The organism is Streptomyces racemochromogenes (assembly GCF_039535215.1).
In the GTDB taxonomy this organism is placed as follows: Bacteria; Actinomycetota; Actinomycetes; order Streptomycetales; family Streptomycetaceae; genus Streptomyces; species Streptomyces racemochromogenes.
Genome location: NZ_BAAAWT010000001.1, coordinates 2,337,347 through 2,358,507, shown reverse-complemented (window position 1 = coordinate 2,358,507; position 21,161 = coordinate 2,337,347). Strand labels below are relative to the sequence as shown.

Genomic DNA, 21,161 nt, shown 5'->3' with positions numbered 1-21,161 from the left:
GTGGCGCTGACACAGGAGGAGGCCGACGGTCTGCACCGCATCGGCCAGGCACCGGAGACCACCACCCACAAGGTGGTGAAGAGCCTGTGGATCGGGATCTGGCTCTTCTACCTCAGCGCCCCCGTCACCGACCTGGTCAGCGGCGGGCACAGCACCGGCGCCCGGCTGCTCGGCGGCCTGGGCCTGCTGGCCTTCACCTGCTGGTACCTGGTGCTGGTCTTCCGCACCGTCAAGATGATGCCGGTGCCCCGGGTGCTGGTCTCCCTCGCGGTGCTCGCCACGCAGGCCACCGTGCTGTCGCTGACCCTGGGCCGCGAGTGGCTCGTGCTCTTCGTGTACGTGTCCATCTCCTCCGGCGCCGCACTGCCGGGGGAGGTGTCCCGCTGGACCGTCCCCGGCGCGACCGCGCTGCTGACGGCGGTCGCCCTCGCGGTCCCGGGCGGCACCCAGTACCTGGCCGGGCTGGTGGTCCCCGCGCTGATGGGCGGCTTCGCGATGGTCGGGGTCCGGGCGATGATCCGGACCACGACGGAGCTGCGCCAGGCCCGGGCCACGGTCGCCGAGCTCGCCGCCAACGAGGAGCGCCTGCGGATGGCCCGCGACCTGCACGACCTGCTGGGCCACTCGCTGTCGCTGATCACGCTCAAGAGCGAGCTGGCGGGCCGGATGCTGCCCGAGCACCCCGAACGGGCCGCCCAGCAGGTCGCGGACATCGAACGGGTCAGCCGGCAGGCGCTGGTCGACGTACGGGAGGCCGTGAGCGGCTACCGGCGGCCGACGCTGCCCGGCGAACTCGCGGGCGCGCGCACGGCGCTGGCGGCGGCGGGCGTGACGGCGGACCTGCCGGCCGGCTGCGACGACGCCCAGCTGCCGGAGGAGACGGAGTCGGCGCTGGCGTGGTCCCTGCGCGAGGCCGTCACGAACGTGGTCCGGCACAGCGGGGCCCGGCGCTGCACCGTCACCCTCACCACCCGCCAGACCCTCGCGGGCCCGGTCGTCGAGCTGACCGTCACCGACGACGGGACGGGCGGCCCCGCCGTCCCCGGCAACGGACTGACCGGCCTGACGGAGCGCCTGGAAGCGGTCGGCGGCACCCTGTCGGCCGGGCCGGCGGGCAAGTCCGGCTTCCGCCTGCTGGCGCGGGTCCCCCTAGGATCCGGGTCATGAGCGAAACCGGCGCCGCCCCCATCCGGATCCTCCTGGCGGAGGACCAGTCGATGGTCCGGGAGGCCCTCGCGGCCCTCCTCGGACTGGAACCGGACATCGAGGTCCTGGCCCAGGTCGCCCGGGGCGACGAGGTGGTCGCGGCGGCCCGCTCCCACGACGTGAACGTGGCCCTGCTCGACATCGAGATGCCGGGCATGACGGGCATCGAGGCGGCCGCGCAGCTGCGGGCCGCCCTCCCCGCCGTCAAGATCGTCGTGCTGACCACCTTCGGCCGCCCCGGCTACCTCCGCCGCGCGATGGAGGCGGGCGCCTCCGCCTTCCTGGTCAAGGACGCCCCGGCCGCCCAGCTCGCCGACGCGGTCCGCAAGGTCCTGGCGGGGGAGCGCGTCATCGACCCCACCCTCGCCGCGGCGGCCCTCGCGGAGGGGGCGAACCCCCTGACGGACCGCGAGCGGGAGGTCCTGCGGGCGGCGGAGTTCGGCGCGACCAACGCCGAACTGGCCTCCCGCCTCGGCCTCTCCCAGGGCACGGTCCGCAACTACCTCTCGACGGCCATCCAGAAACTCGCGTCCCGCAACCGCGCCGAAGCGGTGCGCGTGGCCCGCGAGAAGGGCTGGCTGTAGGGGCTCCAGGGGCTCCGCCCCTGACCCCGGTACCGGACGCTCCGCGCCCGGTGCGCTCAAACTCCCCCAGCTACCGCTGGGAGGTGCCCCCAGCGCGGGCTGGATTCGCGCGGCGGCCGGGCGGGCCCGGCGGCGAGGCTAGTTCAGCAGGGCGCGAGCTGCGAGGGCCTCGCCGCGGATGCGCCCCGCCGCGGACTTGTCCACCGCGTCCATGACCTCCGCGTACGCGTCCATCTCCGCCGCCCCCTCGCGGAACGCGCCCCGCTCCACCAGGAGCCGCGCCCGCTCGTACCGCAGGGCCGCCGGATGGGACGGCAGGAGCAGCGACAGGTCCAGCGCCCACAGGGCGACCGCCGAGTGCTCCGGGCGGGAGGAGGCCCAGACGCGGATGTTGTTCAGGATCCGCAGCACGATGTCCAGCGTGCGGGCCGGCGTCCTGGGCGCGGCCGCCAGCTCCGCCGGGCCCGCGCCCAGCGAGGCGCCGCCGGCGAAGGGGTCCACCACCACCGACTCCTCCGGGTCCCCGAAGCCCACCACGAAGTGCCCCGGCAGCCCCAGCCCGTACACCGGCGCGCCCGCCCGCCGCGCCACCTCCAGCCACACCACCGAGAGGAGGATCGGCAGGCCCCGCCGCCGCTGCAGCACCTCGTGCAGCAGGGAGGACGACAGCCGGTCGTAGTCCTTCGGGGTGCCGTGGAAGCCCAGCCGGCCGCCCAGCAGTTCCGTCACCGCCGCCGCCCACGACCGCGCGTCCCGCAGCCCGTACGGCAGCATGCCCGCGAGCCGGTCCAGCTCGATCTCGGCCCGGTCCATGGCGTGTTCGTCCAGCGCCGGATCCGCCTCCGCGGCCAGCAGCAGGCACAGCCGGGCCAGGTCGGGCCGCTCCGCGCGGGCCTCCGCCGCGAACAGCTCCCGGGTGTTCACCGCGCCGCCCGGAAGTGGTGGTAGGAGTGGTGCGTGGCGAAGCCCATCCCGTCGTACAGGGCCCGCGCCGCCGGATTGTCCGTCTCCACCTGGAGCCACGCCGCCGAAGCGCCCTCCTCCAGCGCCCGCCGGGCCAGCGCCGTCATCACCGCCGTCGCGAGCCCCCGCCGCCGGTCCTCCGGGGCGACGGTGACGGCCGCGAAGCCGGCCCAGCGGCCGTCGACCACACAGCGCCCGATCGCCCGGCCGCCGTCCAGGGAGGCGAACCACACCGACGGGCCCTCCACCAGCATCCGCCGGGCGAGTTCCGGGTCCCGGACCCTGCCGTAGCGGGCGAGCCACCGCTCGTCCGGCTCGCGGGTCAGCCGTACCGCCGCCACGTCCGCGTCCAGGTCGCCCACCGGGGCCAGACCCCCGACGCGGACCTCCGCCGAGACCTCGTTCACCCAGCCGCGCCGCTCCAGCTCCGCGCAGAGCAGCTCCTGCGTCCCGGCGGCGCCCGTCGCGGCCTGCACGTACGCCGGAAGGTCGCGCTCCGCGTACCAGGAGGTCACCCGCGCGAGTGCTTCGTCCAGGGATATGCCGGGGTCGCCGAGCGGGAGCGCGGAATTGGCGCGCCGCGTGAACCCGGCGGCGGCCCGCAGCGTCCACTCGCCGAGCGGCTCGCTCTCCAGCGGCAGCCAGGCCCGCGCCGTGACCCGCGCCAGCTCCTCGAAGGAGGCCGCGGGACCCCGCCGCCGGGCCGGCGCGGGGGGCACGACCTTGCCCGCGACCAGCGACGATTCCGGGATGTGGACGGACACGCCGTCCTTGCGTGTGATCGTGAGCACACCCCCGTTCCAGGATGTGAGAACCCCGACCGCGTCCGTGAACGCCGGGGCACCGCTCCGGCCGCCCTCCACCCGTCGTACGGAGACTCGTTTACCCACGTCAGCCGGGGTAATACGGATCTCCAGCAGCCCACCGGCAGTGATTTCCACAGCTCTGTCCGCCCCTCCTGTTCGGATCGTGCCCGGGAACGGAGATACTAGGTGCGGGCATCGACGACGCCGCGCTCCCGCGCGAATGGACAGCCCTACCGAGGAGGAACGAGAGCGTGACCTACGTCATCGCGGAGCCTTGTGTCGACGTCAAGGACAAGGCCTGTATCGAAGAGTGCCCCGTCGACTGCATCTACGAGGGCCAGCGGTCCTTGTACATCCACCCGGACGAGTGCGTCGACTGCGGCGCCTGTGAGCCGGTCTGCCCCGTCGAGGCCATCTTCTACGAGGACGACACCCCGGAGGAGTGGAAGGACTACTACAAGGCGAACGTCGAGTTCTTCGACGAGCTCGGCTCGCCCGGTGGTGCCTCCAAGCTCGGCCTGATCGAGCGCGACCACCCCTTCGTCGCGGCGCTGCCCGCCGACATCAACGCCGGCGAGCACTGACCGGTTCACGGCAGACGCGCTTCTCGGTCCCGTACGGCACTCCTGCCGCGCGGGACCGAGCCGTTTCTCCGTACGACACAGCCCCAGCACCCCACAGAGAGCAGAGAGCACCGTGGCCGCAGTTTCCGACCGTCTTCCCGCCTTTCCCTGGGACAAGCTGGAGCCGTACAAGGCCACGGCGGCGGCCCACGCTGACGGCATCGTCGACCTGTCCGTCGGCACCCCCGTGGACCCGGTGCCGGACCTGATCCAGCGCGCCCTCGTCGCCGCCGCCGACTCCCCGGGCTACCCGACCGTGTGGGGCACGCCCGCCCTGCGCGACGCGATCACCGGCTGGCTGCGCGGCCGCCTCGGTGCGAGCGCCGCCGGACACCGCAACGTCCTGCCGGTGGTCGGCTCCAAGGAGCTGGTGGCCTGGCTGCCGACCCAGCTGGGCCTGGGCGCCGGTGACAAGGTCGCCTACCCGCGCCTCGCGTACCCGACGTACGAGGTCGGCGCGCGGCTGTGCGGCGCCGAGGCCGTCGTCTACGACGACCCGACGCAGCTGGACCCGGCGGGCGTGAAGCTGCTGTGGCTCAACTCCCCGTCCAACCCCACCGGCAAGGTCATCCCGAAGGAAGAGCTGATCCGGATCGTCGCCTGGGCGCGCGAGCACGGCGTCCTCGTCTTCAGCGACGAGTGCTACCTGGAGCTGGGCTGGGAGGCCGAGCCCGTCTCCGTGCTGCACGACGACGTGTGCGGCGGCTCCTACGAGGGCCTCGTCGCGGTCCACTCGCTCTCCAAGCGCTCCAACCTGGCCGGTTACCGGGCCGCGTTCATCGCCGGAGACGCGGCCGTCCTCGGCGAGCTGCTGGAGATCCGCAAGCACGGCGGCATGATGACCCCCGCCCCGGTCCAGGCCGCCACGGTGGCGGCCCTCGGTGACGACGCCCACGTGGAGGAGCAGCGCGCCCGCTACGCGGCCCGCCGCGAGGCGCTGCGCACGGCCCTGGAAGCGCACGGCTTCCGCATCGAGCACAGCGAGGCCAGCCTCTACCTGTGGGCGACCCGCGACGAGCCCTGCTGGGACACCGTCGCGCACCTCGCGGAGCTCGGCATCCTGGTCGCGCCGGGCGACTTCTACGGCGAGGCCGGCGCGAACTTCGTCCGCGTGGCCTTCACCGCCACCGACGAGCGGGTCGCCGCCGCGGTCAAGCGCCTCGGCTGACCGGCGCCGCCCGCCGGCAGCGCGCCGAGGGGGCCGGGAGCCGTTGCTCCCGGCCCCCTCGGGCGTTCGTGGGTCCCGACGCGGGTCAGCCCAGCAGACCGCCCGGAAGGCCGCCGCCGGGCAGGCCGCCGCCCGGCAGGCCGCCGCCCAGGGCCTGACCGGCGACCGGCAGGCCGCCCAGCGTCTGGGTGGCTCCGCCGGCGCCGCCGAGGGCCTCGGTGGCGGGGGCCGCGACGGGGGCGGCGGCCGGGAGGGCCTCGGTGGCGGTGTGCGTGGCGTCGGTGGCCGCGCCGGCGTCGGGGGCGGTGAGCGTGTTCAGCTTCGGCAGGGACTCCAGGCCCACGGCGTCGGCCGCGCTGGCGGCGCCTGCCGCACCGACCACGGGAGCGGTACCGGCAGCGAGGAGAAGCGCGGCGCGGGCGATCCGACGGGTCAGGGGGAGGGTCATGATGCTCCTAAGCGGTAGCGGCTGAGTACGCCGTGTACAACCGCTCCCGGGGTGGGGGGAGTTGCGGACCCCCCGGGTAAAGGATCAGTAACGCATCGTTTAATCGGCTTCCGTGACAAGAGCACCGGACCCGCGCCGACCTGCGGTTCTGTCCGCCTTCCGGGTGTACGGGCCGAAGGCGTGGACCCCCCTCCCGGGTGACGGGGCGTACGGGTGACCGTGCCGCGGGGGCGCCCCCGCCGCCCGGCCGCGCGCCGGGCGCCCACGCGGGGCGCCGCCCCCCCCCGGCCGACGGTCTGGGCCGACCGGGCTGGTGAGTACCGCGGGGCGGCGGGTGCCGCCGGGCCAGCGGATGCCCCGGGTCCGGCGGGTGCCGCCGGATCGCGGGTGCGTGCGTCAGCGGGGGGTGGCGCGGGCCATGAAGATGCGGACCTCGCCCGGCGCCGCGTCGCGCGCACCGCCGCCACCTGCCTTGCCGCCGCCCCTGCCCTTGGCCTGCCAGGCGCCGCCGTCCCGCCCGGCCGCCCACGAGGAGCCGTCGTACGACACCCGCGCGATGCCCAGCTCCTTCGACCGGGCCACCGCCCAGTGGGCCATCGCCCGCCCGCGCCGCGCCTCGGCCGGACCGCCGCCCTCCTTGAGCCGCAGCCCGACCTCCGCCTCGGGCACCGACCCGGCCTGAGCGCCCGCCCGGCCCGCGCCCAGCGCCTCCCGCGCCGGCGCCCCGAACGCCCGTACCAGCTCCGCCCGCACCTTCTCCGGGTCGCCCGCCGAGGGCATCGGGCCGGAGCAGACCAGGGAGGCCGGCGTGCCGTTCTCACCGAAGGCCGCCGTCAGCACCGTCGCGTCCGGCTCGTGCTTCGCGTACGCCTGCGGGAAACCACTGAGCTGCACCTTCTGCGCCGCCACCGTCAGCGGCAGCCGGGTGTACCCCTTGATCTCCGCGAGCCGGTCGTAGAAGATCCCCGCCGAGTACACCGGGTCCATGATCTGCTCCGGGGTGCCCCAGCCCTGCGAGGGCCGCTGCTGGAACAGCCCCAGCGAATCCCGGTCCCCGTGGTCGAGGTTGCGCAGACCCGACTCCTGCATCGCCGTGGCCAGCGCGATGGTCACCGCCCGGTCCGGCAGCCCCTTGGAGATCCCGACGGCGGCTATCGTCGCCGCGTTCGACGCCTGCTCCGGGGTCATCTCGTACGTCTGGACGTCCCCCGCACCCGCGGAGCCCGCCGCCCCGGTCGCCGAAGCCGTGCAGTAGGAGGCGCCGTTGTCGGATTCCCGCTGGACGACGAAGTACCCGATCACCCCGAGCAGGACGACCAGGCCTACGGCCTTGCGGAACGGCCGGCGGCGGCGGGGGCGGGAGCGATCGGTCTCGGACACGCGGCCCACCGTACTTGAGGCCGATAAACCGTCCACCGGGCGGACGCTCCCGCTTCCCTCCCATCCCGGGGCGTTAGGGTCAGTTCCATGTCCGAATCCGAGCTGGACCTCACCCTGGACGCTGCCGAGCTGACCGCCCGGCTCGTCGACATCCCTTCCGTGAGCGGCGACGAGAAGGTCCTCGCCGACCTGGTGGAAGCGGCGCTGCGCGCCCTCCCGCACCTCACCGTCGACCGCCTCGGCAACAACGTCGTCGCCCGTACGCACCTCGGCCGCGCCGAACGCGTCGTACTCGCCGGCCACCTCGACACCGTGCCGATCGCCGACAACGTCCCGTCCCGCCTGGACGAGAACGACGTCCTGTGGGGCTGCGGCACGACGGACATGAAGTCCGGGGTCGCCGTACAGCTGAGGATCGCGGCGACCGTCCCCGAACCCAACCGCGACCTCACCTTCGTCTTCTACGACCAGGAGGAGGTGGCCGCCGACCTCAACGGCCTCGGCAAGGTCGCCGCCGCCCACCCCGACTGGCTGACCGGTGACTTCGCCGTCCTGCTGGAACCCTCCAACGCCGAGGTCGAGGGCGGCTGCCAGGGCACCCTGCGCGTGCTGCTGCGCACCGAGGGCGAGCGCGCCCACTCCGCGCGCAGCTGGATGGGCTCCAACGCCATCCACACCGCCGCCCCGATCCTGGCGAAGCTGGCCGCGTACGAGCCCCGCAAGCCGGTCATCGACGGCCTGGAGTACCACGAGGGCCTCAACGCGGTCCGCATCGAGGGCGGCGTCGCCAACAACGTCATCCCCGACGCCTGCACGGTCACCGTGAACTTCCGCTACGCCCCCGACCGCAGCGAGGCCGACGCGCTGGCCCACGTCAAGGAGGTCTTCGCGGACTGCGACATCGCCGAGTTCGTGGTCGACGACTCCTCCGGCGGCGCCCTGCCCGGCCTGTCCCACCCGGCCGCCGCGGCCTTCATGGAGGCGGTCGGCGGCCGTCCGATGCCCAAGTTCGGCTGGACCGACGTCTCCCGCTTCAGCGCGCTCGGCGTCCCGGCGGTCAACTACGGGCCGGGCGACGCGCTGCTGGCCCACAAGGTCGACGAGCGTGTCGAGACGAAGGCCATCCTGCACTGCGAGGAACGACTCCGCGCCTGGCTGACCTCGTAAATTCCCCTTCCGGCCACCTTCGTGCGCCTAACCTGATCCAACGATCAGCTGGAGGGAGCACATCATGGGCAACCACGGCAATGCCGAGGGGTCTCGCCGTCGGCCCGAGGAGCAGCAGCTCGGGCCGGTGCTGCGCAGGCGGGGCCAGGTGCAGGCGGGCAGTACGACGGACCAGCGGCTGCTGGACTCGGCCGGTCCCTCCGAGTGGGTGCACACCGATCCCTGGCGGGTCCTGCGCATCCAGTCGGAGTTCATCGAGGGCTTCGGCACCCTGGCGGAGCTGCCGCCCGCGATCAGTGTGTTCGGCTCCGCCCGGACGCCGGTGGACTCGCCCGAGTACGAGGCGGGCGTACGCATCGGCAGCGCCCTCGTCGAGGCCGGCTTCGCCGTGATCACCGGCGGCGGCCCGGGCGCGATGGAGGCGGCCAACAAGGGCGCCCGCGAGGCGAACGGCATCTCCGTCGGCCTGGGCATCGAGCTCCCCTTCGAACAGGGGCTCAACCAGCACGTCGACCTCGGGCTGAACTTCCGGTACTTCTTCGTCCGCAAGACGATGTTCGTGAAGTACAGCCAGGGCTTCGTGGTCCTGCCGGGCGGGCTCGGCACCCTGGACGAGATGTTCGAGGCGCTGACCCTGGTCCAGACGCAGAAGATCACCAGGTTCCCCATCGTGCTCTTCGGCACGGAGTACTGGGGTGGCCTGATCGACTGGCTGCGCAACACGGTCATCGCCCAGGGCAAGGCCTCGGAGAAGGACCTCTACCTCTTCCACGTCACGGACGACGTGGACGAGGCGATCGCGCTGGTCACGAAGGAAGTCGGCAAGTAGGAACCACGGCCGCGCCGCCACGGCGGCGCGGCTCGGGGGCGCTCGGGGTGCCTCAGGCCAGGCCGCGGCGGGCGACGGCCGGCGGGCGGTGCCCCTGGATCGAGCGGACCATGTCGAGGACCTGCTTCGTCTCCGCGACCTCGTGGACGCGGTAGACCTGCGCGCCGAGCCAGGCCGAGACGGCCGTGGTTGCCAGGGTGCCCAGCAGGCGCTCCTTGACCGGCTTGTCGAGGGTCTCGCCGACGAAGTCCTTGTTGGACAGGGAGACCAGCACCGGCCAACCGGTTTCGGTCATCTCCGCGAGCCGGCGGGTGGCCTCCAGCGAATGCCGGGTGTTCTTCCCGAAGTCGTGACCCGGATCGATCATGATCGACTCGCGGGGCACCCCGAGGGCCGCGGCCCGCTCCGCGAGCCCGACCGTGACGCGCAGGATGTCCTCCACCACGTCCTCGTACGAGGTCCGGTGCGGCCGCGTGCGCGGCTCGACCCCGCCCGCGTGGGTGCACACGATGCCCGCGCCGTAGCGCGCGGCGACCTCCGCCAGCTTCGGGTCCACCCCGCCCCACGCGTCGTTCAGCACGTCCGCCCCGGCCTCGCAGACCGCCTCGCCGACCTCGTGCCGCCAGGTGTCCACGCTGATCACCACGTCCGGGTGGCGGCGGCGCACCTCCGCCACGAAGCCGACCGTGCGCCGGGCCTCCTCCGCCGCGTCCACGTGCTCGCCGGGGCCCGCCTTCACCCCGCCGATGTCGATGATCGCCGCGCCCTCGGCCACGGCCCGCTCCACCCGGTCGAGGGCCGGCTCGTCGCGGAAGGTGGCGCCCTGGTCGTAGAAGGAGTCCGGGGTGCGGTTCACGATGGCCATGATCACCGGCTCGTGGGTGTCGAACTCGCGCCTGCCCAGTCGCAGCATCCTGCTCTTTCCTCCTTCGGCGACCCTCGCGCCTCGTCTGCGACCTTAACCTGAGGGCAGGAGTCTCTCAGGGGAGTTGATCGTGTTCTGGTTCTTGCTGATCGCGCTGGTCGTGGTCGTGGCCGCGGTCACCCTCGCGGTGGTCGGCGGCGGCTCCGAAGCCGTACTGCCCGAGGCCGAGCCGGACCGGGTGGCCGACGCGCTCCCGGAGAGCCGGCCGGTGGTGCGGGCCGACATCGACGCGCTGCGCCTGCCGGTCGCGCCGCGCGGCTACCGGATGGCCGAGGTGGACGACGTACTGGACCGGCTCGCCGCCGAGCTGGCCGAGCGGGACGCGCGGATCGCGGAGCTGACGGCCGCGCGCGCCCACGCCCCGGCGGACCGGGTCGACCTCACGAAGGACGAGCGGTGAGCGGCGCGGGACTGCTGGCGGGCCCGGACGGCGGCCTGCGCTGCCCCTGGGGGCTCTCCACGGAGGACTACGTCACCTACCACGACACCGAATGGGGCAAGCCCGTCCACGGGGACGACGCCCTGTACGAACGGCTGTGCCTGGAAGCCTTCCAGTCCGGGCTGTCCTGGATCACGATCCTGCGCAGGCGCGAGGGCTTCCGCAAGGCCTTCGCGGACTTCGAGATCGCGGCGGTCGCCGAGTTCGGGCCGGCCGACGCCGAACGGCTGATGGGCGACGAGGGGATCATCCGCAACCGGGCCAAGATCGAGGCCACCCTCGCCAACGCGAAGGTGCTGGCCGGCTGGGGGGCGGGGGAGCTGGACGAGCTGATCTGGTCCCACGCCCCCGCCGAGCGGGGCCGGGCCCCGAGGAGCACCGCCGACGTGCCGGCGGTGACCCCGGAGTCCACGGCCCTGGCCAAGGCCCTGAAGAAGGCGGGCATCCGCTTCGTCGGGCCGACCACGGCCTACGCCCTGATGCAGGCCTGCGGCCTGGTCAACGACCACCTCGCGGGCTGCGTGTCCCGCGAGGGGTGAGGCGTCAGCGGCCCAGGTACCGCGGCTGCTGCTTCGCGAGGAAGGCCTCGACCGCGATGGAGTGGTCCTCGGAGGCCCCCGCGCGGGTCTGGAGGACGTCCTCGCGCTCCAGGGCCTCGGAGAGGCTGTGCGAGGCCCCGTACGCCAGGGACTCCTTGACGGCCGCGTAGGCCACCGTCGGGCCGGAGGCCAGGGTCCGGGCCACCTTCTCGGCCTCCGCGCGCAGCGACTCCGCGGGCACCAGCCGGTTCACGATGCCCAGCTCGAAGGCCTCCCGCGCCTTGACGGTGCGGGGGAACAGCAGCAGGTCGGAGGCCCGGGAGGCGCCGATCAGCCGGGGCAGGGTCCAGGACACCCCGGAGTCGGCGGTCAGCGCGACCCCGGCGAAGGAGGTGTTGAAGGACGCGGTCTCGGAGACGACGCGGAAGTCCGCCGCGAGCGCGAACCCGAAGCCGGCGCCGGCGGCGACGCCGTTGACCGCGGCCACGACGGGCTTGGGCATCTCCGTCAGGGCCCGCACGATCGGGTTGTAGTGCTCGGAGACCGTGCTCATGGTGAGCGTCGAGCCGTTCTCGCGGTCCGCGGCGAGGTTGCCGATGTGCTCCTTGAGGTCCTGGCCCACGCAGAAGGCCCGGTCGCCGGCGGCGGTGAGCAGCACCGCCCGTACGGCGGTGTCGGCGGCCGCCGCCTGGACGGCGTCGCGCAGGGCGACCTTGGCCTCCGTGTTCATGGCGTTCATCGCGTCGGGCCGGTTGATCGTGACGGTCGCGAGTCCGTCGGTCACTTCGTAGAGCACGCTGTCGGCCATGGCGGGGGTCCCCCTTCGTCGCGGGCTTGGCTACCGGCCGGTACCGGCCGGTGCAAGGGCCAGCATGGCGGACGTGACCGGGGGCGGGCATGTGATGTGCGTCAAACAAAGCGGAGCCCCACCCCCGGGGGCGACGGCGAAGTATCGCAGGCGGATCCCCGAAATGAGTGGTTTTGGTCGCGCGCGTTGCGCAAGCGTTCCCTTCCGATGTTGGTCATCGGGTCCTGACATGCGGGATAATGGCTGGGAAGCAATGTGTTCGATGCCGGGTACTAGGCGCCTGAACGGGGCCGTCGGCTGACGATGAGCTGGTTTCAGGAAGGGGAACGAGCATGGCGGCCATGAAGCCGCGGACGGGCGACGGCCCGCTCGAGGTCACCAAGGAGGGGCGAGGCATCGTCATGCGCGTACCGCTCGAGGGCGGCGGTCGGCTTGTCGTCGAGCTGACGCCGGACGAGGCGGACGCCCTGGGTGACGCCCTGAAGAAGGTCGTCGGCTGAGCCCCGACCCTTTGATCTTGCCCCGCCCCTGCCGCCCCGCGGCGGGGGCGGAGCTGTTTTCATGGCGCCGCTCGCGCGGTGCGGCGCCGGGGCGCCTGTCGCCTCAAACGCCGGCGGGGCTATGGACAGCCCCGCCGGCGTTTGAGGCGCGGGGGTCTGGGGGCGGAGCCCCCAGGAGGGGTGCGCAGCCCGGGGAACGGGCGAAGGGCGGGTAGGGGACCAGCCCCGCGCAGCGGGCTACCGCCGGACGGCGCAGAGGAGCCCGTCCCCCACCGGGAGCAGGGCGGCTTCCAGCGCCGGACTCTCCCGCACGCTGCGCAGCAGCTCCCGCACCCGGATCACCTCCACCGGCTGGGCCGCCGAGTCGACCGTGCGCCCGTCCGCGAAGACGCCCTCGAAGCACACCAGCCCCCCGGGACGCAGCAGCCGCAACGATTCCGCGAGGTAGTCGAGGGACTCGGCCGGGTCACCGTCGCAGAAGACCAGGTCGTACCCGCCGTCGGCGAGCCGCGGCAGCACGTCCAGCGCCCGCCCCGGAATGAACCGCGCGCGGTTCCCCGCGAAGCCGGCCGCGCGGAAGGCCTGCCGGGCGAAGGCCTGCCGGTCGGGTTCGGGGTCCACCGTGGTCAGGACCCCGTCCGGCCGCATCCCGTGCAGCAGGTGGATCCCCGAGACGCCGGTCCCCGTGCCGATCTCGGCGACGGCCTTGGCGTCCGCGGTGGCGGCGAGCAGACGCAGCGCGGCCCCGGTGCCGGGGGACACGGACCGCAGGCCCGCTTCCCTGGACCGGTCGCGGGCCCATCGCAGAGCGTCGTCCTCGGCGACAAACGCGTCGGCGAACGCCCAGCTCGTCTGCCGGTTGCCGCTAATGACCCTCTCCTGTCCCCATAGTTGGCGCAACGGTGACTGTATCCGCTGACGTCGGGAACCCGCAGATGGGACCGGGCGTTGGGAGGGTGAGAGGCGGGATAGAGGGGACGGCTGCGGGCAGATCGGCGGTCCGGACCCCGAGCTCCGTGCAAAGTTACTGCAAAAATGCTTATCCAGAGCTGACGGGAGGGGTGGCTATGGTAGGGGCTCCACTGGACACCACCAGAGCCGACAGGGGAGGTGCGGCTGCGCCTGTGGATCGTGGAGGCGTCCTCAGACGTCTCTTCTGGTCGGCGGGTGAGCCGAAATCCGTGACCTACACCGCTGACCGCTTCCACACCGCCCACACCGCGACCACCGCGACCTTTGCCGCCGACGCGGGCTCCCAGGCGTGGACCCCTCCCTCGTGGGAGGAGATCGTCAGCACGCACAGCGCGCGGGTCTACCGCCTCGCCTACCGCCTGACGGGCAACCAGCACGACGCCGAGGACCTGACGCAGGAGGTCTTCGTCCGCGTCTTCCGCTCGCTGTCCACCTACACGCCCGGCACCTTCGAGGGCTGGCTGCACCGCATCACCACGAACCTGTTCCTGGACATGGTGCGCCGCAAGCAGCGGATCCGCTTCGACGCGCTGGGCGACGACGCCGCCGAGCGGCTCCCGAGCCGCGAGCCGTCCCCCCAGCAGGTCCTGCACGACACGCACTTCGACGCCGACGTGCAGCAGGCCCTGGACACCCTCGCGCCCGAGTTCCGCGCCGCCGTGGTGCTCTGCGACATCGAGGGCCTGTCCTACGAGGAGATCGCCGCCACCCTCGGTGTGAAGCTCGGCACCGTCCGCAGCCGCATCCACCGCGGCCGCTCGCACCTGCGCAAGGCGCTCAAGCACCGCTCCCCCGAGTTCCGCGCCGAGCAGCGCGCGCTGGCGGGCGTGGCGGTGGGCGCGCCGGGCGCCGGGGGAGAGGGCGGAGCCGAGTGAGCGGGGCGAGTCCCTCCCCCGCCGAACAGCACCTGGGCGACCGGCTCGCCGCCCTGGTGGACGGGGAGTTGAAGCACGACGCGCGCGAGCGGGTGCTGGCGCACCTGGCGACCTGCGCCAAGTGCAAGGCCGAGGCCGACGCGCAGCGCCGGCTGAAGACCCTGTTCGTGGAGAGCGCACCGCCACCGCTGTCGGCCGGCCTGCTGGCCCGGCTCCAGGGGCTGCCGGGAGCGGGCCCGGACGGGCCCGCCGGGCCCCCCGGTCCGGGCGGCGGACCGGGGGCTCCGCTCGCGCCCCCGGCTCCGGGCGTCGACCCGTTCTCCTCGTTCGGGTACTCCGCTCCCGCCGCCCCCCGCGAGGGCTTCCGCATCCACGAGGTGGGCCGGCCCAGGCGCCGCTTCGCCTTCGTGGCGGCGGGAGCCGTGTCGCTGGCCGCGATCGCCCTCGGCGGCTCGCTGCCGCTGGACGGGGTCGAGCCGAACCCCCGGGGGGAGGCCCCCGCGACCAGACCCGGACCCGCGGTGCCGCTGACCGACGCCTTCGTGCGCGACCGGGTCCCGACCCCCGGCGTGACGACCGGCCCGGTCCCGGTGGGGCAGCTGCCGACGGCGGCCTCCTCGGCCCCGGCGACGGCCCGGCCGGTTTCCCTCTCCCGCTGACCCGGGCCCCCGAGGGCCCGGGTACCTGGTTGAATCTGCGGCACACGCGCCGCCCCGCGGTGCGCCAGGCCCGCGGGGGAGCGCCCATGTCCGACAGTCAGCAGAACGGTCCGGCTCCGACATGGTGGAGCCGGCCCGCCGCCGTGCCGGAGCCCGGACCGGACGCGGACACCGGCCGGACCCCGCCCGCCCCCGCCCCTGACCCGGCCCCCGGTTCCGCTCCCGGCCCCCGCTACGACCCCTGGGCCGCCGGCCCGTACCAGGTCGTCGACCAGGGCAGGGCGCCCAACGGCGCCCCCGCGCTGTGGCGGCTGGCGGTCGTCGGCGCGGTCATCGCCCTCCTCGCGGGCTGCGCCGGCGGCTACCTCGGGATCCTGGCCGAGCGGCGCACCAGCACCCGGCTGGAGCTCCCGCAGGCCGCCGCCGACGCCAAGGACCGGGCCCCCGAGAGCGTGGCCGGCATCGCGGCCACCGCCCTGCCCGGCGTGGTCACCCTGCACGTCAGCGGGGGCGGCGGCAGCGGCACCGGAACCGGCTTCGTCCTCGACGACCAGGGCCACATCCTGACCAACAACCACGTCGTCGCCGACGCCCGCGACATAACGGTCACCTTCAGCACCGGCGAGAGCGTGCGCGCCGAGCTGGTCGGCCGCGACGGCGGCTACGACCTGGCCGTGGTGAAGGTCAGCGGGGTCCGCGGCCTGCGCCCGCTGGCGCTCGGGAACTCCGAGAACGTCCGCGTCGGCGACCCGGTGGTGGCCATCGGCGCCCCCTTCGACCTCTCCAACACGGTCACCTCGGGCATCATCAGCGCCACCGGCCGCCCCATCACGGCCGGCGGCGGCAAGCGCGACGGCAGCGACATCAGCTACGTCGACGCCCTCCAGACCGACGCCCCCATCAACCCCGGCAACTCCGGCGGCCCCCTCCTCGACTCCCGCGCCCACGTGATCGGCATCAACAGCGCCATCCGCGGCGCCGACAAGGGCGAGGACGGCGAGGACCCCACCCGCCAGAGCGGCAGCATCGGCCTCGGCTTCGCCATCCCCGTCAACCAGGGCAAGCGGGTCGCCGAGGAGCTCATCCGCACCGGCCGCGCCACCCACCCCGTCATCGGCGTCACCCTGGACATGGAGTACAAGGGCGACGGAGCCCGGGTCGACGTCAAGGGCGAGGACGGCAAGCCCTCGGTCGTCGCCGACGGCCCCGGCGCCCGTGCCGGCGTCCGGCCCGGAGACGTGATCACCAAGGTCGACGGCGTACGCGTGCACGGCGGCGACGAGCTGATCATCAAGATCAGAGCCCACCGGCCCGGCGACCGCCTCGCCCTGACCGTTGTGCGCGACGGCGGGGAACGCACCCTGGAGGTGGTCCTCGGCTCGGCGAGCGGCTCCTGAGCGGCCCTCCAGGCCCCCGGGGGGCGGTCCCCGGCAACCGGTCCGCCACACGAACACCGGATGACGCCCGGGTGAATCCGGGACCGGTCGCGCACCGGCGTAGGGGAGCGCAAGGAACGCCGGGTACCGTTGACCGGGCCGGAAGTGGAGAGAGCCGAGGAGCGGCAAGGTGTTCAACGACATAGGCGCACTCGAGCTGGTCACGATCGTGGTGCTCGCCATCCTCGTCTTCGGCCCGGACAAACTGCCGAAGGTGATCCAGGACGTCTCCGGCTTCATCCGGAAGATCCGCGCGTTCTCGGACAACGCCAAGCAGGACATCCGCTCCGAACTGGGTCCCGAGTTCAAGGACTTCGAGTTCGAGGACCTGAACCCGAAGACCTTCATCCGCAAGCAGCTCACCGAGAACGAGGACCTCCGGGAGCTGCGCGGCAGCTTCGACCTCCGCAAGGAGCTGAACGAGGTCACCGACGCGGTGAACGGCCGCGAGAGCGACCTGCCGCGGGCCGGCGCCGCGCCGTCCGCCACGCCCGCCGCCGGTAGCGGTCCGGACCTGCTGAAGAAGCCCGCCGCACCGGCCCAGGAGCCCCGCACCCCCTTCGACGCCGACGCCACCTGATCCGCAGCCTGCCCGTCGATCCGGGACCGGATGGCTATCCTCCATCTGTCCGGACCCAGGCCGCCCGCGGAGGGGGGTCCCCCCAGCCAGGCGAGGGGGTGGGCCGTTCCGGACCCCACGGAACGAGAGGCCGCCATGGAGACGACGAGCAGCAGCCGGGTGGGCGTACAGCCCGCCGAAGCGTCCGAAGCCGCACCCGCGCCGGCCGGCCCCCCGGAACACACCGGCGGGCAGGACGCGCCCGGACAGCCCCCGGAAGCCGCCGCACCCTTCCCGAAGGCCCGCCGGGGAGCGGCGGGCTATCTGAGCGCCGAGTTCCCCTGGTACGGCCTGGACGGGGCCTTCAGCGGCCCCCGCTGGCTCATGCAGGTCGGCACCGGCGCCGACGGCAGCGTGGAGCACGGCTCCACCGGCCACGGCGACGAGCCGTCCGCCCGGGGCGAGATCGCCACCGGCGAGAAGGACCGCTTCGCGGTGGTGATCACCGTCGCCGGCAACCCGCAGCGCCGCAGCGGCGACGGCACCGGCGTCCTGGAGGCCACCTCGGTCTCCTCGGCGGCCTGGCTGGCCGGCTCGGGCCTGCTGTCCTACAGCTGGCCGCCGCAGATGGACCACACCCGGCGCGCCGACTGGCTCGACCAGCAGACGGAGGCCGCCTGGGAGCTCGCCGACGACCTCGCGGGGCCGGACTGGTCGACGCTGTCGCTGCCGGTGGACGGGGAGCCGATGCCGTTCCACTACCGCGAGTCGGAGTTCGGCTGGGTACTGGCCGGCTCCACCGGCAGCGGGGTGCACCTGGGGGCGTACGGGCGGGGCATGAGCGCGTACGGGCTGGGCTTCTCGGCCATCGACCTCGCGGCGTACGAGTAGGCCGGCGCGGGCGGTCGTTCCGCAGGGTCCGCGCAGCGCGGAGGGGCACCACCGCCAGGTGGTGCCCCTCCCTGGAACTTGTTGCCTGGAACTTGTTGCCTAGAACTTGTTGCGCGGCGTGATGCCCAGGCTCATGCCCGAGAGGCCGCGCGCGCGGCCGCCGAGCTTGCCCGCGATGGTGCGCAGGGCCGCGCCCGCCGGGGAGTCCGGGTCGGACAGCACGACCGGCTTGCCGTCGTCGCCGCCCTCGCGCAGCCGGACGTCGATCGGGATCGTGCCGAGCACCGGAACCGTCGCGCCGACCGTCTTGGTCAGGCCGTCGGCGACCTTCTGGCCGCCGCCCGAGCCGAACACGTCCACCATCTCGTCGCAGTGCGGGCACGGCAGGCCCGACATGTTCTCGACGACACCCACGATCTTCTGGTGCGTCTGCACCGCGATCGAGCCGGCCCGCTCCGCGACCTCGGCCGCCGCCTGCTGCGGGGTGGTCACGACCAGGATCTCGGCGTTCGGCACCAGCTGCGCGACCGAGATCGCGATGTCGCCGGTGCCCGGCGGCAGGTCCAGCAGCAGCACGTCCAGGTCACCCCAGAACACGTCCGCCAGGAACTGCTGCAGCGCCCGGTGCAGCATCGGGCCGCGCCACACCACCGGGGCGTTGCCCGGGGTGAACATGCCGATGGAGATGACCTTCACGCCGTTCGCGGACGGCGGCATGATCATGTTCTCGACCTGGGTGGGCTTGCCGTCCACACCGAGCATCCGCGGCACGCTGTGCCCGTAGATGTCCGCGTCGACCACGCCGACCTTCAGGCCGTCGGCCGCCATCGCCGCGGCCAGGTTGACCGTCACGGAGGACTTGCCCACGCCGCCCTTGCCGGACGCGACCGCGTAGACGCGGGTCAGCGACCCCGGCTTGGCGAACGGCACCTCGCGCTCGGCGGTGCCGCCGCGCAGGGTCGCCGCGAGCTCCTTGCGCTGCTCGTCGCTCATCACGTCCAGCGAGACGGCGACGGAGGTGACGCCCGCGACCTTCTCGACGGCCTCGGTGACGTTCTTGGTGATGGTCTCGCGCATGGGGCAGCCCGACACCGTGAGGTAGACCGTGACGGCGACGGCGCCGCCCTCGCCGATCTCCACCGATTTGACCATGCCGAGCTCGGTGATCGGCCGGTGGATCTCGGGGTCGTTGACCGTCGCCAGCGCGTCCAGGATCGCGTCCTGCTCCGGCGCGGCGGCGGAGGGTGTCTCGGTAGCCATGCCCCCGATGGTACGGCTCGGTAGCAGGGCCCGGGTAAGCCGATCAGCGGTCGCCTTCGTCACTTTCACCCGAGAACAAACGCCGTTCGTCCATCTCCTTGATCAGGTCCTGGAACTCCGAGCGGATCCAGTCGCGGGTGGCGACCTCGCCCAGGCCCATCCGCAGCGCCGCGATCTCCCGGGTCAGGTACTCCGTGTCCGCGATGGAGCGCTCGTTCTGCTTGCGGTCCTGCTCGTGGGTGACCCGGTCCCGGTCGTCCTGCCGGTTCTGCGCGAGCAGGATCAGCGGGGCCGCGTACGAGGCCTGGAGCGACAGCATCAGCGTCAGGAAGATGAACGGGTACTGGTCGAAGCGCAGGTGGTCCGGGGCGAACACGTTCCACAGCACCCACACCACGATGACCAGGCTCATCCAGACGATGAACCGGCCCGTGCCCAGGAACCGCGCCACCCGCTCCGACAGCCGCCCGAACGCCTCCGGGTCGTACTCGGGCAGCAGCTTGCGGCGGTCCGAGCGCGGCTGGTCCAGCCGTACGCGCGAGCGCGTCAGCGCGCTCGCACCCGCGGGCGCCGCACTCCTCGCCCGTTCGGCGGAACGTTCCGTCCGCTCGTTGCGGAGCCGCTCGGCCGCCTCCTCCAAGCGCTCCGAGAGCCCCTCCCGGGCATGCTCGCGCCGCTCCCGGCGCCGCTCGCGCCCCGCATCGCCGCGCCCGCGCTCAGTGCCCACGCAGGGCCTCCTCGGAATGGAAGTCCGTCTCCCGCCAGTCGTCGGGCAGCAGGTGGTCCAGGACGTCGTCCACCGTCACCGCGCCCAGCAGCGAGCCGCTCTCGTCCACGACGGGCGCCGCGACCATGTTGTACGCGGCCAGGTAGCTCGTCACGGCGGGCAGCGAGGCGTCCGGGCGCAGCGGCGGCAGGTCCGCGTCCACCAGGGAGCTGACCAGCGTGAACGGGGGGTCCCGCAGCAGCCGCTGGAAGTGCACCGTCCCCAGGTACTTGCCCGTCGGCGTCTCGTCCGGCGGCCGGCACACGTACACCTGCGCGGCCAGCGCCGGCGACAGGTCCGACTTGCGCACGCGGGCCAGCGCGTCCGCGACGGTGGCGTCCGGGCGCAGCACGATCGGCTCGGTCGTCATCAGACCGCCCGCGGTGTTCTCCTCGTACGACAGCAGGCGCCGCACGTCGGCCGCGTCGTCCGGCTGCATCAGCGTCAGCAGCCGCTCCTTCTCCTCCTCCGGCAGCTCGGAGAGCAGGTCCGCCGCGTCGTCGGGGTCCATGGCCTCCAGGACGTCGGCGGCGCGCTCCTCCTTCAGCTTCCCGAGGATCTCCACCTGGTCGTCCTCGGGCAGCTCCTCCAGGACGTCCGCGAGCCGGTCGTCGTCCAGGGCGTTGGCCACCTCGGCGCGCCGCTTCGGCGTCAGGTGGTGCAGGACGTTCGCCAGGTCCGCCGGACGCATCTGCTCGAAGGTCGCCACCAGGCTCTCGGCGCCCTGGCCCTCCTCCTCCAGGGAGAAGCCGGTGACCGCCGACCACTCCACGGTCAGCGTCTCGCCGCGCCGGCGCAGCGCACCGCCCTTGCCCTTGCGCACGAAGATCCGGTCGATCTCCCAGTCCCGGCGGGCCGGCAGCTGCTGGATGGCCACGTCCAGGACGGTGACCTCCTCGCCGCCGTCGACCAGGCGCACCCGCCGGTCCAGCAGCTCGCCGAGGACCAGCCGCTCGGTGGGGCGCTGCTCGAAGCGCCGCATGTTGACCACACCGGTCGTGATGACCTGGCCGGACTCCACGCCCGTCACCCGCGTCATCGGCAGGAAGATCCGCCGCCGGCTGACGACCTCGACCACCAGGCCCAGCAGCCGGGGCGGGCGGCCGCCGACCCGCAGCATCGCGACGAGGTCGCGGACGCGGCCGACCTGGTCGCCGTTGGGGTCGAAGACGGGCACACCCGACAGATGCGAGACGAAGATCCGCGGGGCGCCTGCAGCCATCCGTGCGCCTCCTAGAGCGTCCATCAACAGTCGTGCCGTGCCTCAGGCTAGCCCGTGGCGGGCGAAGGCGTCCTGGTGGGGCCGTCCGGCCGGGGTGTGTCCGGGGGTCCGCCGGGGCCGCGCCCCCGGACGGGTA

At 73.6% G+C, this 21,161-nt stretch carries 23 protein-coding genes and 1 pseudogene; 14 read left to right on the top strand and 10 right to left on the bottom strand.

The window, feature by feature from the left end:
* Together ABD973_RS10640 and ABD973_RS10635 are read left to right on the top strand one after the other, a co-directional pair.
* Positions 1 to 1,167: a sensor histidine kinase gene (locus ABD973_RS10640; RefSeq protein WP_125822395.1), complete on the top strand. Its 1,167-nt coding sequence runs from the start codon at positions 1 to 3 to the stop codon at positions 1,165 to 1,167.
* Positions 1,164 to 1,790 (top strand): response regulator transcription factor, encoded by a 627-nt coding sequence (locus ABD973_RS10635; RefSeq protein WP_125599817.1) that lies wholly within the window; start codon positions 1,164 to 1,166, stop codon positions 1,788 to 1,790. Before ABD973_RS10640 ends, ABD973_RS10635 begins: the two co-directional genes overlap by 4 nt.
* Positions 1,791 to 1,928: 138 nt before the next feature.
* Here the strand turns inward: ABD973_RS10635 and ABD973_RS10630 are convergent, their stop codons facing one another.
* Together ABD973_RS10630 and ABD973_RS10625 are read right to left on the bottom strand one after the other, a co-directional pair.
* Complete coding sequence (locus ABD973_RS10630; RefSeq protein WP_345499982.1) at positions 1,929 to 2,714, bottom strand: transglutaminase-like domain-containing protein; 786 nt, start codon at positions 2,712 to 2,714, stop codon at positions 1,929 to 1,931.
* The gene (locus tag ABD973_RS10625) at positions 2,711 to 3,694 is read right to left on the bottom strand and encodes a GNAT family N-acetyltransferase (protein WP_125822398.1); all 984 of its coding nucleotides are present in this window, start codon (positions 3,692 to 3,694) and stop codon (positions 2,711 to 2,713) included. The genes ABD973_RS10630 and ABD973_RS10625 overlap by 4 nt, the downstream gene beginning before the upstream one ends.
* Positions 3,695 to 3,810: 116 nt before the next feature.
* Here ABD973_RS10625 and fdxA point away from each other — a divergent pair, with 116 nt between their 5' ends.
* On the top strand, positions 3,811 to 4,143 hold the full coding sequence (gene fdxA, locus ABD973_RS10620; RefSeq protein WP_007266339.1) for a ferredoxin: 333 nt from the start codon (positions 3,811 to 3,813) through the stop codon (positions 4,141 to 4,143).
* A 112-nt stretch (positions 4,144 to 4,255) separates the two neighbouring features.
* The gene (dapC, locus tag ABD973_RS10615) at positions 4,256 to 5,350 is read left to right on the top strand and encodes a succinyldiaminopimelate transaminase (RefSeq protein ID WP_125822399.1); all 1,095 of its coding nucleotides are present in this window, start codon (positions 4,256 to 4,258) and stop codon (positions 5,348 to 5,350) included.
* Between the two features lie 85 nt (positions 5,351 to 5,435).
* Here dapC and ABD973_RS10610 read toward each other — a convergent pair whose 3' ends face one another.
* Together ABD973_RS10610 and ABD973_RS10605 are read right to left on the bottom strand one after the other, a co-directional pair.
* Entirely contained in the window at positions 5,436 to 5,798 is a 363-nt protein-coding gene (locus tag ABD973_RS10610) for an ATP-binding protein (protein ID WP_125822400.1), read from the bottom strand.
* 396 nt (positions 5,799 to 6,194) lie between these two features.
* The gene (locus tag ABD973_RS10605) at positions 6,195 to 7,178 is read right to left on the bottom strand and encodes a hypothetical protein (RefSeq protein ID WP_345499977.1); all 984 of its coding nucleotides are present in this window, start codon (positions 7,176 to 7,178) and stop codon (positions 6,195 to 6,197) included.
* A gap of 87 nt (positions 7,179 to 7,265) precedes the next feature.
* On the opposite strand from ABD973_RS10605, the gene dapE reads away from it, so the two are divergent.
* Complete coding sequence (gene dapE / locus ABD973_RS10600; RefSeq protein ID WP_125822401.1) at positions 7,266 to 8,345, top strand: succinyl-diaminopimelate desuccinylase; 1,080 nt, start codon at positions 7,266 to 7,268, stop codon at positions 8,343 to 8,345.
* 64 nt (positions 8,346 to 8,409) lie between these two features.
* Entirely contained in the window at positions 8,410 to 9,174 is a 765-nt protein-coding gene (locus ABD973_RS10595; RefSeq protein ID WP_125599835.1) for an LOG family protein, read from the top strand.
* 52 nt (positions 9,175 to 9,226) lie between these two features.
* Here the strand turns inward: ABD973_RS10595 and folP are convergent, their stop codons facing one another.
* Positions 9,227 to 10,087 carry a dihydropteroate synthase gene (gene folP, locus ABD973_RS10590; protein WP_125822402.1) on the bottom strand — a complete coding sequence of 287 codons (861 nt, stop codon included), beginning with the start codon at positions 10,085 to 10,087 and terminating at the stop codon, positions 9,227 to 9,229.
* A 76-nt stretch (positions 10,088 to 10,163) separates the two neighbouring features.
* Between folP and ABD973_RS10585 the strand changes: the two genes are divergently transcribed.
* Positions 10,164 to 10,499, top strand: a complete 336-nt coding sequence (locus tag ABD973_RS10585) for a DivIVA domain-containing protein (RefSeq protein ID WP_007266346.1) — start codon at positions 10,164 to 10,166, stop codon at positions 10,497 to 10,499.
* Positions 10,496 to 11,077, top strand: a complete 582-nt coding sequence (locus ABD973_RS10580) for a DNA-3-methyladenine glycosylase I (RefSeq protein WP_125599843.1) — start codon at positions 10,496 to 10,498, stop codon at positions 11,075 to 11,077. Before ABD973_RS10585 ends, ABD973_RS10580 begins: the two co-directional genes overlap by 4 nt.
* A 4-nt stretch (positions 11,078 to 11,081) precedes the next feature.
* Here ABD973_RS10580 and chcB read toward each other — a convergent pair whose 3' ends face one another.
* Complete coding sequence (gene chcB, locus ABD973_RS10575) at positions 11,082 to 11,885, bottom strand: 2-cyclohexenylcarbonyl CoA isomerase (RefSeq protein WP_125599846.1); 804 nt, start codon at positions 11,883 to 11,885, stop codon at positions 11,082 to 11,084.
* A 332-nt stretch (positions 11,886 to 12,217) separates the two neighbouring features.
* Here chcB and ABD973_RS10570 point away from each other — a divergent pair, with 332 nt between their 5' ends.
* Positions 12,218 to 12,385: a DUF3117 domain-containing protein gene (locus ABD973_RS10570; protein ID WP_003966491.1), complete on the top strand. Its 168-nt coding sequence runs from the start codon at positions 12,218 to 12,220 to the stop codon at positions 12,383 to 12,385.
* Between the two features lie 237 nt (positions 12,386 to 12,622).
* Here ABD973_RS10570 and ABD973_RS10565 read toward each other — a convergent pair whose 3' ends face one another.
* A complete protein-coding gene (locus ABD973_RS10565; protein ID WP_125605621.1) occupies positions 12,623 to 13,285 on the bottom strand; it encodes an O-methyltransferase in 663 nt (220 codons plus the stop codon).
* A gap of 167 nt (positions 13,286 to 13,452) precedes the next feature.
* Between ABD973_RS10565 and sigE the strand changes: the two genes are divergently transcribed.
* The 5 genes and pseudogenes from sigE to ABD973_RS10545 all read left to right on the top strand — a co-directional run bounded on the left by sigE (position 13,453) and on the right by ABD973_RS10545 (position 17,777).
* The gene (gene sigE / locus ABD973_RS10560) at positions 13,453 to 14,232 is read left to right on the top strand and encodes an RNA polymerase sigma factor SigE (protein ID WP_125605623.1); all 780 of its coding nucleotides are present in this window, start codon (positions 13,453 to 13,455) and stop codon (positions 14,230 to 14,232) included.
* Positions 14,229 to 14,318 (top strand): annotated as a pseudogene (locus ABD973_RS34745) (hypothetical protein); the annotation flags it as partial. The gene sigE and the pseudogene ABD973_RS34745, both read left to right, overlap by 4 nt.
* 26 nt (positions 14,319 to 14,344) lie before the next feature.
* A complete protein-coding gene (locus tag ABD973_RS34740; RefSeq protein ID WP_425586117.1) occupies positions 14,345 to 16,288 on the top strand; it encodes a S1C family serine protease in 1,944 nt (647 codons plus the stop codon).
* 169 nt (positions 16,289 to 16,457) lie between these two features.
* The gene (locus tag ABD973_RS10550; protein ID WP_125822405.1) at positions 16,458 to 16,907 is read left to right on the top strand and encodes a sec-independent translocase; all 450 of its coding nucleotides are present in this window, start codon (positions 16,458 to 16,460) and stop codon (positions 16,905 to 16,907) included.
* A 135-nt stretch (positions 16,908 to 17,042) separates the two neighbouring features.
* On the top strand, positions 17,043 to 17,777 hold the full coding sequence (locus ABD973_RS10545) for a hypothetical protein (RefSeq protein WP_125822406.1): 735 nt from the start codon (positions 17,043 to 17,045) through the stop codon (positions 17,775 to 17,777).
* A gap of 99 nt (positions 17,778 to 17,876) precedes the next feature.
* Here the strand turns inward: ABD973_RS10545 and ABD973_RS10540 are convergent, their stop codons facing one another.
* The 3 genes from ABD973_RS10540 to ABD973_RS10530 form a co-directional block, all read right to left on the bottom strand.
* Complete coding sequence (locus tag ABD973_RS10540) at positions 17,877 to 19,037, bottom strand: Mrp/NBP35 family ATP-binding protein (protein WP_007266355.1); 1,161 nt, start codon at positions 19,035 to 19,037, stop codon at positions 17,877 to 17,879.
* Positions 19,038 to 19,080: 43 nt separating this feature from the next.
* Positions 19,081 to 19,587, bottom strand: coding sequence for a DUF1003 domain-containing protein (locus ABD973_RS10535; RefSeq protein WP_206436661.1), 507 nt, complete (start codon positions 19,585 to 19,587; stop codon positions 19,081 to 19,083).
* A 166-nt stretch (positions 19,588 to 19,753) separates the two neighbouring features.
* A complete protein-coding gene (locus ABD973_RS10530; RefSeq protein WP_125602977.1) occupies positions 19,754 to 21,025 on the bottom strand; it encodes a magnesium transporter MgtE N-terminal domain-containing protein in 1,272 nt (423 codons plus the stop codon).
* Between the last annotated feature and the right edge of the window lie 136 nt (positions 21,026 to 21,161).